This window comes from Streptomyces sp. CNB091 (assembly GCF_000377965.1).
The window spans coordinates 189,408-200,874 of record NZ_KB899000.1 but is presented as its reverse complement, the minus strand read 5'-3'; the positions used below and the strand labels follow the sequence as shown (position 1 = coordinate 200,874).

The 11,467-nt window shown below is 71.6% G+C and carries 10 protein-coding genes; 6 read left to right on the top strand and 4 right to left on the bottom strand.

All coding sequences use genetic code 11. The annotated features are described in order from the left end of the window. The first annotated feature begins 161 nt into the window (after positions 1 to 161). The 5 genes from D581_RS0120440 to D581_RS0120420 all read left to right on the top strand — a co-directional run bounded on the left by D581_RS0120440 (position 162) and on the right by D581_RS0120420 (position 3,991). A complete protein-coding gene (locus D581_RS0120440; protein ID WP_018959067.1) occupies positions 162 to 1,130 on the top strand; it encodes a zinc-binding dehydrogenase in 969 nt (322 codons plus the stop codon). A gap of 88 nt (positions 1,131 to 1,218) precedes the next feature. Then, the gene (locus D581_RS0120435) at positions 1,219 to 2,652 is read left to right on the top strand and encodes a cellulase family glycosylhydrolase (protein WP_018959066.1); all 1,434 of its coding nucleotides are present in this window, start codon (positions 1,219 to 1,221) and stop codon (positions 2,650 to 2,652) included. Beyond that, positions 2,630 to 3,169, top strand: coding sequence for a GNAT family N-acetyltransferase (locus D581_RS0120430; RefSeq protein ID WP_018959065.1), 540 nt, complete (start codon positions 2,630 to 2,632; stop codon positions 3,167 to 3,169). The genes D581_RS0120435 and D581_RS0120430 overlap by 23 nt, the downstream gene beginning before the upstream one ends. A gap of 31 nt (positions 3,170 to 3,200) precedes the next feature. Continuing rightward, positions 3,201 to 3,410 carry a sigma factor-like helix-turn-helix DNA-binding protein gene (locus D581_RS0120425; protein ID WP_018959064.1) on the top strand — a complete coding sequence of 70 codons (210 nt, stop codon included), beginning with the start codon at positions 3,201 to 3,203 and terminating at the stop codon, positions 3,408 to 3,410. Next, complete coding sequence (locus D581_RS0120420; protein ID WP_018959063.1) at positions 3,410 to 3,991, top strand: Clp protease N-terminal domain-containing protein; 582 nt, start codon at positions 3,410 to 3,412, stop codon at positions 3,989 to 3,991. Before D581_RS0120425 ends, D581_RS0120420 begins: the two co-directional genes overlap by 1 nt. A 145-nt stretch (positions 3,992 to 4,136) precedes the next feature. On the opposite strand, the gene D581_RS0120415 is transcribed toward D581_RS0120420, so the two are convergent. Together D581_RS0120415 and D581_RS0120410 are read right to left on the bottom strand one after the other, a co-directional pair. Then, complete coding sequence (locus D581_RS0120415) at positions 4,137 to 5,201, bottom strand: helix-turn-helix transcriptional regulator (RefSeq protein ID WP_018959062.1); 1,065 nt, start codon at positions 5,199 to 5,201, stop codon at positions 4,137 to 4,139. A gap of 1 nt (position 5,202) precedes the next feature. After that, positions 5,203 to 6,060: a DUF4097 family beta strand repeat-containing protein gene (locus tag D581_RS0120410; protein ID WP_032752852.1), complete on the bottom strand. Its 858-nt coding sequence runs from the start codon at positions 6,058 to 6,060 to the stop codon at positions 5,203 to 5,205. A gap of 163 nt (positions 6,061 to 6,223) precedes the next feature. On the opposite strand from D581_RS0120410, the gene D581_RS0120405 reads away from it, so the two are divergent. Further along, positions 6,224 to 7,051, top strand: a complete 828-nt coding sequence (locus D581_RS0120405) for a hypothetical protein (protein ID WP_018959060.1) — start codon at positions 6,224 to 6,226, stop codon at positions 7,049 to 7,051. Positions 7,052 to 7,127: 76 nt separating this feature from the next. Here D581_RS0120405 and D581_RS0120400 read toward each other — a convergent pair whose 3' ends face one another. Continuing rightward, positions 7,128 to 7,313, bottom strand: coding sequence for a DUF6104 family protein (locus tag D581_RS0120400; RefSeq protein WP_003966321.1), 186 nt, complete (start codon positions 7,311 to 7,313; stop codon positions 7,128 to 7,130). Between the two features lie 165 nt (positions 7,314 to 7,478). Next, positions 7,479 to 11,297: a multifunctional oxoglutarate decarboxylase/oxoglutarate dehydrogenase thiamine pyrophosphate-binding subunit/dihydrolipoyllysine-residue succinyltransferase subunit gene (locus D581_RS0120395; RefSeq protein ID WP_018959059.1), complete on the bottom strand. Its 3,819-nt coding sequence runs from the start codon at positions 11,295 to 11,297 to the stop codon at positions 7,479 to 7,481. Positions 11,298 to 11,467 lie beyond the last annotated feature (170 nt).

Here is an 11,467-nt window from a genome sequence, read left to right as displayed (position 1 = left end):
CCCCCAGACCCCCGCTCCTCAATCGCCGGAGGGGCTTGATAGTGCGGGCCCCCGGCTGCTCAATCGCCGCAGGGGCTTGAAGGCGCGGGCCCACCCCGTTTGGTGTGCGTCACACGTGCAGGCGGTTCCGTGGGCCGCCCCGCCCCGCCTATCGTCGAGCCATGTTCGCCGCCTACGCAGCCCGCATCGATCCCGACCAGCCCCTCGACGGCCTGAAGCTGGGAGACCGCCCGGCCCCCGAGACGCGTCCCGGGTGGACCACCGTCACCGTCCGGGCCGCGTCCCTCAACCACCACGACCTCTGGTCCCTGCGGGGCGTGGGCCTCTCGCAGGACCGGCTCCCGATGATCCTCGGCTGCGACGCGGCCGGCGTCGACCAGGACGGCAACGAGGTCGTCCTGCACTCCGTCATCGGGCAGTCGGGGCACGGCGTCGGGCCGAAGGAGCCGCGCTCCATCCTCACCGAGCGCTACCAGGGCACCTTCGCCGAGCAGGTCACCGTCCCCACCTGGAACGTCCTGCCCAAGCCGAAGGAGCTCAGCTTCGCGGAGGCCGCCTGCCTGCCGACCGCCTGGCTCACCGCGTACCGGATGCTGTTCACCAACGCCGGGGTACGGCCAGGCGATTCCGTGCTCGTCCAGGGCGCCGGCGGCGGGGTCGCCACCGCCGCGATCGTGCTCGGCAGGGCCGCCGGGCTGCGGGTCTTCGCCACCAGCCGGGACAAGGCCAAGCGTGAGCGGGCGGTCGAACTCGGCGCGCTGGAGGCGTACGAGCCCGGCACCCGGCTGCCGCAGCGGGTGGACGCCGTCATCGAGACCGTGGGGGCCGCCACCTGGTCCCACTCCGTGAAGTCGCTGCGGCCGGGCGGCACCCTCGTCATCTCCGGTGCCACCAGCGGAGACCGGCCCGCCCACGCCGAGCTGACCCGGATCTTCTTCCTGGAGCTGAAGGTCGTCGGCTCCACCATGGGGTCCAAGGACGAGCTGGAGGACCTGCTCGCGTTCTGCGCGACCACCGGGGTGCGCCCGGTCATCGACGAGGTGCTGCCGCTGGACCGGGCCAGGGAGGGCTTCCGGCGGCTGGAGTCGGGCGACCTGTTCGGGAAGATCGTGTTCACGCCGGCCTCCTAGCTCCGCCAGGAACACGGCGGGCACGCATACTTGAACATGTGTCAGCTTTGCTGGTTGGGTGCCGCCCATGCGAATGGGCAGAGCACTCATGGCAGTCGTCGTCGCGTCCGTGCTCGCGGCGGGAGCCCTTGCTCCCGCCGCCTCGGCGCACCCCGCCCCCGTAGCCGTACCGGCATCCGAGTCCCGTCAACGTGCCGTCCCGCCACTGACCGACGACCGGGGGCGCACCCTCACCCTGCGCGGCTGGAACGTCGAGGACAAGGCGAACCGCGGCGAGGCCGCCCTCACAGCCATCACCGAACGGCACTTCCGCGACCTGCGCGCCAACGGCTTCAACTTCGCCCGGCTGCTGGTCTTCTGGGACGATCTGGAGCCCACGCGCGGCCAGTACAGCGAGCGCTACCTCCGGCGCGTGGACCGCGTCCTGGACTGGGCGCGCAAGCACCGCGTCCAGGTCCTCATCGACGCCCACCAGGACGTCTTCGGGCCCGCGTTCGGGCACCGGGGCATCCCTGCCTGGGCCACCAGGACCGACGGACTGCCGTTCACCCCGAACCCCGACGACTGGTTCTCCGAGTACTTCGAACCGGCCGTCCAGCGGGCCTTCACCCACCTCTACGAGGACCCCGACCTCCAGCGCGCCCAGGCCGCCATGTGGCAGGTCCTCGCGGAACGCTTCCGCGACCACCCGGCCGTGATCGGCTACGACCTGATCAACGAGCCGATGGGGGAGCTGCGCGCGGGCGAGGACCTGCCGACCGCCGCCCGCCGGATCGAGGCCCAGCACCTCACCCCGATGTACAACCGGCTGGCCCGTGCCGTCCGGGCGAAGGACCGTGACACCTGGCTCTTCGTCGAGCCGACGCCCATCGTCGGCGAGGGCGTCCCCACCGGGCTCGGCCGGATCGGGGACCGCCGGACCGTGTACGCCCCGCACTTCTACAACACCGCCATGGAGGCGGGCGCGGACTACGACCCGTCGGCCGGCTGGATCGAGGCGTACGAGGCCGCCGTCACCGCCTATCCGGCCCGCCACCGGATCCCCGTGGTCGTCGGCGAGTGGGGGCCCCTGAACAACTCCCTCCCCAACATGGGCCGCTTCTACCGTGAGGCCGTCGACTCCCTGAACCGCTACAGCTCCGGCTGGGCCGGGTACGTCTGGTGTTACGGCGGCGGCTACTGCGCGGTCGACGAGCGGGGCCGCTTCCGTACGAACAAGGAGCGGACGGTCACCCCGTACGCCCCGGCCGTCGCGGGGACCGTCCGCTCCGAGGCGTACGACGCGGACACCCGCTCCTACCGCCTCGCCTACCGGGCCGCCGCCCGCCCCGGGGTGACGGAGCTGTCCCTCCCGCCCACGCCCCGGGGCTGGCGTGTCTCCGTCACCGGCCCGGGGCTGGTCGCCCCGGGCCCCGGCACGTCTTCGCGCGGGAGTTGGCCGGTCGTACGGGCGTGGCCCGGGAGCGAAGTGGTGGTGACTGTGCGGGAAGGTGGACCGTATGGACGAACTGACCACCCCTGAAGGGTTTCTGCTGCGACCCTGGGAGCCCGCTGACGCCTCGGCGGTGCTCCGCGCCTTCGCCCCGGCCGAGATGGACCGCCAGACGGACCGGCCGGTGTTCGACCGGTCCGGGGCGCTGGCCTGGATCGCGGACCGCACGCGCGAACGGGGAGCGCGCACCGGCTACTCCTGGGCCGTCGTGGGGGAGGCGGGCGAGGCCCTCGGCTGTGTCGCCGTCGACGCCGTCAACCTGACCCACGACACCGGCTGGGTCTCCTACTGGACCACAGAGGAGGCGCGCGGCCGGGGCGTCGCTCCGGCCGGTGTGCGGGCGCTGGCGCGCTGGGCCTTCGACGAGCTCGGGCTGTACCGGCTGGAGCTGGGCCACCGCACCGACAACACGGCCTCCTGCCGGGTCGCGACCCGGTCCGGATTCGCGCCCGAGGGCATCGAGCGGGCCAGGCTGCGCTACGGCGCCGTCCGGTACGACGTCGAGCGGCACGCCCGCCTGGCCGACGATGATGTCAACTTTGATTGACGAAGAGCACCTGTCAATGTAGGTTGACGTCATGACCGAAGCAACGGATCTGGCCGCACGTGCCGGTGACCGTGACCCGCGCGTCGGGTTGCGGTCGGTGGCGGCGCTGCGGCGGCTGCTGGAACAGCTCGAAGCCGTACAAGTCAGAAGCGCCCGCCTCCAGGGCTGGTCGTGGCAGGAGATCGCCGCCGAGCTGGGCGTCAGCCGGCAGGCCGTGCACAAGAAGTACGGGAGGCGTTGATGTTCGAGCGATTCACCCCAGGGGCCCGCGCCACCGTGAAGGGTGCAGTGACCCAGGCCGAGCGCGTCGGGGCCGACTCGGTCACCGAGGAACACCTGCTGCTCGCGCTGCTGGAACAGGAGGGCGGCCGGGCCTCGTTCGCCGTCACCGCACTCGGTCTCCACGACCGCCGCGCCTCCCTGGACGCCGCCTTCGCCGAGGCCCGCCGCCGCGGCGGCCTGACCAAGGCCGACACCGACGCCCTCGCCGGCATCGGGATCGACATCGGCGCGATCGTCTCCCGGGTGGAAGGGGCCCACGGCGAGGGGGCCTTGGCCGCGGACCGGGGCAGCCGCCGGTGGTGGTCCGGGCACCGCCCCTTCACCTCGGGCGCGAAGAACGTCCTGGAGAACTCCCTGCGGGTCGCCCTCGGGCGCGGCGACCGCTTCATCGGCGAGGAGCACCTGCTCCTGGCCCTCACGGCGAAGCCCGGAGTCGTCGCCGACGTCCTGGCCGAGCACGGCGCGACCTACGCGACCGTGCAGCGCGCGCTGTACGGCACCGACGCCGAAGGGGGCCAGGGGCACGCCGAGGCCGGGTGAGACGGGCGTACGGAATCGGGCGGGGCGGGCGTACGGAACCGGGCGGGGTGGGCGTCCAGCACCGGACCCCCGAACGGAGAACAGGGGCGGGCGTCCAGTACCGGACGCCCGCCCCTGTTCTCCGTTCCCCCTGAGCCGCGTCGGCTCAGGCCTTCGCCTCGTCCTCCGTCGTCAGCAGCGCCTCGATCCGCGCCGTCGCCGCCCCCAGGTGGCGGCGGGCCTCAGCGAGCTGGGCCTCCGTCACTCCGTGGTCGCGGGCCGTGTCCCGGACGCCGTCGCGGAAACGGTCCAGCAGGCGGTCCAGGTCGCGCACCGGGTCGCCCGTGGCCGGTGCGTCCTCGGCCCAGTCGAAGCCGTCGTCGGGGACCGGGGCCGCCGGGGCGGAGTCCGCCTCGGGCTTGCCGAACGGGGGCCAGGCTCCGGAGCGCGCGAACCCGCCGAGCTGGCCGGTGATCTCCGCGAGGCCCTCCCGCACCCCGGAGGGCCAGTCGCCCCGCGCGAAGTGCTCCTGGACCTGCCGGGCGGCCGTCTGCATCTGCTCGTGCGCCTTCTCCTGGGCCTCCCTGGCCTGGCGGCGGGCCTGCTGGGCGTCCTCGCGGGCGCGCCGGGACTCGTCCTTCGCCCGGCGTGCCTGCTCCTTCCACAGCTGCTTGGCCCGGTTCAGCTCCTCCTTCGCCGTGCGCCACGTCTCGCTCTCGCCGAGGTCGCCCAGACGGCCGAAGTCGCCGAAGTCGCCGAAGTCGTCGAAGGGGGAGGCCCCTTCGCCCTTCGTTCGGCCCTTGCCGCTCCCGGACCCGGTCCCTGCCCCGGCCTTCGTACCCTGCCGGGACTCCGAAGCCGCCGCCCGCATGTCGCTGCGGAGCCGGCCCGCCGCGCCTCGTACGTCGTCGCGTATCTCGGCGGCCAGCTCGGAGACCGAGTCGCGGATCTCCAGCTCCAGGTCGGCCAGTTCGCCGCCCCGGCCCGCCAGCTCCTCGCGCCCCGCGTCGGTGATCGAGTAGACCTTGCGGCCCCCCTCGGTGGCGTGGGTGACCAGGCCCTCGGCCTCCAGCTTGGCCAGCCGCGGGTAGACCGTGCCGGCGGACGGGGCGTACAGCCCCTGGAAGCGTTCCTCCAGCAGGCGGATGACCTCGTAGCCGTGGCGAGGCGCCTCGTCCAGGAGCTTGAGGAGGTACAGCCGCAGGCGGCCGTGGGCGAATACGGGAGGCATGTCAGAGAACCTTTCCGGTCGGCTCGGCGGCGTACGCGTCGTCCTCGACGGGGGGCCTGCGCAACAGGGCGATCGAACCGGACACGGTCGTCGCCCGCAGGGTCCCCGTCCCGGCGCCCAGCGTGCCGGTGATCTTCTTCGCGCCCCACTGCCCGCCGACCCGCAGGTCATCGAAGGCGTTGGAGACGGCCCCGCTCGCGGTGTTCGCCTCGACCCTGGCGTCGGCCGGGTGCGGCAGCCGGATCGCGATCTCGCCCGTCACCGTGGCCAGCCGGATGTCCGTGGGCCGCCCGGACGGGTCGACGTCCAGCACCATGGCGCCGCTGACCGACTCGGCCCGGACCGAGGTCCCCGCCCCGTCGACCACCGTCAGATCGCCGGACACGGAGTGGAAGCGCAGGTCCCCCGTGACGCTCTGGGCCTCCAGGCTGCCCGACACGGACTCCCCGCGCACCGCGCCGGTCAGCCCGACGAGCGTGGAGTCACCGGTGATGCCGCGGACCTCCGTGCGGCCGCTGATGCCGGAGACGACGGCCCCGGCACCGATCACGCCGACCTCGACCGAGGAAGCGGCCGGCACGACGAGCGTGACCACAGCGCTGCGGCGGCGGTTCTTCGGGTCGAACCAGCGCAGGAGGTCCTGCCAGGGCAGGTCCTCGTAGGCCACGGTCAGCCGGCCGTCCTCCTGGGTCACGATCAGCGGCGGGCCCTCGATCGCGGAGATCTCCAGCCGGGCTTCCGGCTCGTCGGTCCCGACCACGTTGACCGTGCCGTCCACGACGCGCACGTGGAGTGCCGTCACCGGATCCTCGAAGGCGAGCTTCCGCGGCTCGGCAATGGTCCATGTCGACACAGGCATGGATGTGACCTCCCGGGAAGCGTGGCAACGCAACATATCGCGTCTCGTGCAGAACACGATATATCGCGGATGGGGGAAGTCAAAGGGGGCAGGAGGGGGTGGCGGGGGAGAGAAATGCTCACAAATAGATCAAGTACAGGCAAATTGCCCTAGCGTGTGAGCCATGAACGCGACATCCACCGGGGCCCTCCTGCTCTGCCGGGCCGACCCCGAGACCGTACGGCCGCTCGCCCACCTGCTGCGCGAGCAGATGCTGCTGGCCCGCGCGGGTGAGGAGTGGAGCGTGCTCGTCCCGGAGGGCAAACCCTGGAACGGGGGCGCCGGGCAGGACCCCGAGCCGGTGGACCGGGTCCTCGGTGGCTGGGCCACCGCGCTCGCGGTCGGCTCCACCTGGCCGGTGCTCGCCCTGTGGTGGGACGCCGACCGGGCCGGATTCACGCTCGCCGCCGGGTTCCGCCGGCCCGTGGGCTACATCTGGCTGACCGACGGCACCCCGGTGGGCGAGGACGAGGCCATGCGCACCTTCGCGGTCCGGCTCGGCCTCGACCCGGTGCTGGACGTACAGGCGCTGGAGGAGCTGACCCGCCCCGATCCGGAGGGCGACGCGGACGCCCGGCTGCGGGGACTGCTCGCCGTTCTCACCCGCACCGGGCTCACTCTGCCCGCCGGACTCTCACCGGGCGAGAGCGCGGACCGGCTGCGCAGCGTCGCGGCGGTGCAGCGCGGGGTGGAACGGATCGAGTGGGCCGGCTGGCGCGATGCCGTACGCGTCGAACTGGACGCGGTCGAGAGCGGCAGGATCGGCCCGTGGGTACGCGGTCCCCGCGCCCGTGCCGTCGCCGCCGTCCAGCTCGCGGCCGGGCTCCCGCTCCTGCTGTGGGGCGCCCGTCGCCGCAGTGGAGGCTGGGCGGCGGCCGGGGCGTTGCTGCTGGCGCAGGGCGCGCTGGGACTCGCGTACGAGCGGGCCAGGGCGGGCGCGGACAGCCCTTAGGGCCCCTTAGGGCAAATACCGGTGCAAAGTCACCAGTACTGCCCTTAGGGCGTGTCTCCCCGGAGCGCGGGCCGGGTCACGCGTCCTCGTCGTCCTCGTCGTCCAGCCGGGCCAGCCAGGTCGCGAGGCGCTCGACCGGCACCTCGAAGTCGGGGTTGAGATCGACGAACGTCCGCAGCTGCTCGGCGAGCCACTCGAAGGTGACCTCCTCCTCGCCGCGCCGCTTCTCCAGTTCCTCGATGCCACGGTCCGTGAAGTACATGCGCACAGGATATCGAGGCGCGGACGCCCTCCTGAACGCCGGATACGCCGCATACACCGCGTACGCCGGATACGCCGAAGACGCCAGGGACCCGGCCCCGCGCCGAGCGCGGAACCGGGTCCCTGTGGCGTACGAACAGCTCCTACGGCTGCCGCATGGCTGGCCCTAGGCCTCGAAGACCTCGTTGACCAGCTGCGTCTGCTCCGCCTGGTGACGCTTGGCCGAGCCGACCGCCGGGGACGAGCCGTGCGGCCGCGAGATGCGGCGCAGGCGCTCGCCGTGCGGCACGTCCGAGCCGACCGCGAGGTCCAGGTGGTCGATCAGGTTGAGCGCGATGAACGGCCACGCACCCTGGTTCGCCGGCTCCTCCTGGGCCCACAGGTACTTCTCGGCGTTCGGGTACTTCGCGATCTCGGCCTGGATCTCCGCACCCGGCAGCGGGTACAGGCGCTCCAGCCGGATGATCGCCGTCTCCGTGTCGCCGCGCTTCTCCCGCTCGGCGTCCAGGTCGTAGTACAGCTTGCCCGCGCAGAAGACGACCTTGCGGACGTTCTCGGGCTTGACCGACGCGTCGCCGATCACCGGACGGAAGCCGCCGGTGGTGAACTCCTCGATGGACGAGGCCGCGGCCTTCAGACGCAGCATCGACTTCGGGGTGAAGACGATCAGCGGCTTGTGGTGCGGGTTGTGCACCTGCCAGCGCAGCAGGTGGAAGTAGTTCGACGGGAGGGTCGGCATCGCGACCGTCATGTTGTCCTGCGCGCACATCTGGAGGAAGCGCTCCGGGCGGGCGGAGCTGTGGTCCGGGCCCTGGCCCTCGTAGCCGTGCGGCAGCAGCAGCGTGACGCCGGAGGTCTGGCCCCACTTCTGCTCGGCCGAGGAGATGAACTCGTCCACGACGGTCTGCGCGCCGTTGACGAAGTCACCGAACTGGGCCTCCCAGATGACCAGCGACTCCGGACGGGCCAGCGAGTAGCCGTACTCGAAGCCCATCGCCGCGTACTCCGAGAGCAGCGAGTCGTAGACGTTGTACCGGGCCTGGTCCTCGGCCAGGTACAGCAGCGGGGTGTAGTCCTCGCCGGTGACCTGGTCGACCAGGACCGCGTGGCGCTGGCCGAACGTGCCGCGGCGGGTGTCCTGGCCGGCGAGCCGGACGGGGGTGCCCTCCATCAGCAGCGAACCGATGGCCAGCGTCTCGCCCATGCCCCAGTCGATCGTGGCGTTGTCCACGGAGGCCGCGCGACGCTGCATCTGCGGCATCAGGCGGGGGTGGACGGTGATCGAGTCGGGGATGTTGACCTGCGACTCGGCGATCCGCTTGACGACCTCGGCGGAGACGGCCGTCTCCACGGTCACCGGGAACGCGGCCTGCGGCTCCGGGACGTGCGGGGCGGCCGGCTGCGAGGTGGCCTCGCGGACCTCCGCGAACACCTTCTCCAGCTGACCCTGGAAGTCCTGGAGCGCCTGCTCCGCCTCTTCCAGCGTGATGTCGCCGCGGCCGATGAGGGACTCGGTGTACAGCTTGCGCACCGAGCGCTTCTTGTCGACCAGGGTGTACATCTGCGGGTTGGTGAACTCCGGGTTGTCGGTCTCGTTGTGACCGCGGCGCCGGTAGCAGATGAGGTCGATCACGACGTCCTTGTTGAACGCCTGCCGGAACTCGAAGGCGAGCCGCGCGACGCGGACCACGGCCTCCGGGTCGTCGCCGTTGACGTGGATGATCGGCGCCTCGATCATGCGCGCCACGTCGGTGGCGTACATCGAGGAGCGCGAGGACTCCGGGGCGGCGGTGAAGCCGACCTGGTTGTTGATCACCACGTGCACGGTGCCGCCGGTGCGGTAGCCGCGCAGCTGCGACATGTTGAGCGTCTCGGCGACGACGCCCTGGCCCGCGAAGGCCGCGTCGCCGTGGAGCGCGACCGGCAGGACCGTGAAGTCCGTGCCGCCCTTGTTGATGATGTCCTGCTTGGCGCGGGCGATGCCCTCCAGGACCGGGTCGACCGCCTCCAGGTGCGAGGGGTTGGCGGCCAGCGAGACCTTGATCTGCTCGCCGTCCAGACCGGTGAAGGTGCCCTCGGCGCCCAGGTGGTACTTGACGTCGCCGGAGCCGTGCATCGAGCGCGGGTCGAGGTTGCCCTCGAACTCGCGGAAGATCTGCGCGTACGACTTGCCGACGATGTTCGCCAGCACGTTCAGCCGGCCGCGGTGGGCCATGCCGATGACGACCTCGTCGAGGCGGGCCTCGGCGGCGGAGTCGATGACCGCGTCGAGCAGCGGGATGACGGACTCGCCGCCCTCCAGCGAGAACCGCTTCTGGCCGACGTACTTCGTCTGCAGGAACGTCTCGAACGCCTCGGCGGCGTTCAGCCGGCGCAGGATGCGCAGCTGCTCCTCGCGCTCGGGCTTCGGGCGCGCGCGCTCGACGCGGTCCTGGAGCCACTTGCGCTGACTCGGGTCCTGGATGTGCATGAACTCGATGCCGGTGGTGCGGCAGTACGACTCACGCAGCACGCCGAGGATGTCGCGGAGCTTCATCATCGTCTTGCCGGCGAACCCGCCGACCGCGAAGTCCCGCTCCAGGTCCCACAGGGTGAGGCCGTGCTCGGTGATGTCCAGGTCGGGGTGCTTGCGCTGGTGGTACTCCAGCGGGTCGGTGTCGGCCATGACGTGGCCGCGGACCCGGTAGGAGTGGATCAGCTCGAAGACCCGCGCGGCCTTGGTGACGTCGTCGTCGTGCGAGGCGTCGATGTCCTTGAGCCAGCGGACCGGCTCGTAGGGGATCCGCAGCGCCTTGAAGATCTCGTCGTAGAACTCGTTCTCGCCGAGCAGCAGCTGGGACAGGACCCGCAGGAACTCGCCGGAGGCGGCGCCCTGGATGACCCGGTGGTCGTAGGTCGACGTGAGCGTCATGACCTTCGAGATGCCGAGCTTGTTCAGGGTGTCCTGTGACGTGCCCTGGAACTCCGCCGGGTAGTCCATCGCGCCGACGCCCATGATGAGGCCCTGACCGGGCATCAGGCGGGGCACCGAGTGGACGGTGCCGATGCCGCCGGGGTTGGTCAGCGAGGCGGTGACGCCGGAGAAGTCGTCCATGCCGAGCTTGCCGATGCGGGCGCGCCGGACGATGTCCTCGTACGCCTGCCAGAACTCGAAGAAGTTGAGCGTCTCGGCCTTCTTGATGGCCGCGACGACCAGCTGGCGGTCGCCGTTCGGCTTCACCAGGTCGATGGCCAGACCCAGGTTGATGTGCTCCGGCTTCACCAGGGTCGGCTTGCCGTCCTTCGTGGCGAAGGAGTAGTTCATCGACGGCATGGCCTTGAGGGCCTGCACCATCGCGTACCCGATGAGGTGCGTGAAGGAGATCTTCCCGCCGCGGGCGCGCTTGAGGTGGTTGTTGATGACGATGCGGTTGTCGAAGAGCAGCTTCACCGGGACCGCGCGGACGGATGTGGCCGTCGGCAGCTCCAGCGAGGCGTTCATGTTCTTCGCGACGGCGGCCGAGGGGCCGCGCAGCGTCACGTACTCCGGGCCGGCCGGGGCCTCGGTGGAATCGTCCGCCTTGGCCTTGGCGGGCGCGGCGGCGGGCTTCGCCGCCGCGGGCTTCGCCGGGGCCGGAGCCGGGGCGGCCTTGGCCGGGGCCGGCTGCGCGGGAGCCGCCGGAGCGGCTGCGGGCGCGGCCTTCGCCGGAGCCGGAGCAGCTGCCGGAGCGGGCGCGGCCGCCGGAGCGGGCGCGGCCGGGGCGGCGGGCGCCTCGGTCACCGGTGCGACGCCGGGAACGGGCTTGTCCGCCGTGCCGGAGGCACCCGGCTTGTAGTCGGCGAAGAAGTCCCACCAGGCGCGATCGACCGAACTGGGATCCTGGAGGTACTGCTGGTAGATCTCGTCGACGAGCCATTCATTGGCGCCGAACGCGGCGGCCGGGTTCGTACCCGGTCCGGCTTGATCGGTCGAGATGCTCGAGTTACTGGGGGACTGAGACGACACGGCGGCAACCGCCCTCTTCCGCTTCACAAGGTGATGGACAGCGGAAATCAAGGCTACGCCCCCCGAACCGTTCCTTGCAGGCCGGGCCGGTGCTTCGTCGTGCACATCACATCGGAAGGCGGGTTTCGGCGCAGGAAATGGCGGGAAACAAGCGAGGTTCCACTGCACTT

Excerpts from the sequence above, each read along its gene's own strand:
- D581_RS0120440 (WP_018959067.1), top strand. The coding sequence starts at position 162 with ATGTTCGCCGCCTACGCAGCCCGCATCGATCCCGACCAGCCCCTCGAC.
- D581_RS0120435 (WP_018959066.1), top strand. The coding sequence starts at position 1,219 with ATGGCAGTCGTCGTCGCGTCCGTGCTCGCGGCGGGAGCCCTTGCTCCC.
- D581_RS0120430 (WP_018959065.1), top strand. The coding sequence starts at position 2,630 with ATGGACGAACTGACCACCCCTGAAGGGTTTCTGCTGCGACCCTGGGAG.
- D581_RS0120425 (WP_018959064.1), top strand. The coding sequence starts at position 3,201 with ATGACCGAAGCAACGGATCTGGCCGCACGTGCCGGTGACCGTGACCCG.
- D581_RS0120420 (WP_018959063.1), top strand. The coding sequence starts at position 3,410 with ATGTTCGAGCGATTCACCCCAGGGGCCCGCGCCACCGTGAAGGGTGCA.
- D581_RS0120415 (WP_018959062.1), bottom strand. The coding sequence starts at position 5,201 with ATGCCTCCCGTATTCGCCCACGGCCGCCTGCGGCTGTACCTCCTCAAG.
- D581_RS0120410 (WP_032752852.1), bottom strand. The coding sequence starts at position 6,060 with ATGCCTGTGTCGACATGGACCATTGCCGAGCCGCGGAAGCTCGCCTTC.
- D581_RS0120405 (WP_018959060.1), top strand. The coding sequence starts at position 6,224 with ATGAACGCGACATCCACCGGGGCCCTCCTGCTCTGCCGGGCCGACCCC.
- D581_RS0120400 (WP_003966321.1), bottom strand. The coding sequence starts at position 7,313 with ATGTACTTCACGGACCGTGGCATCGAGGAACTGGAGAAGCGGCGCGGC.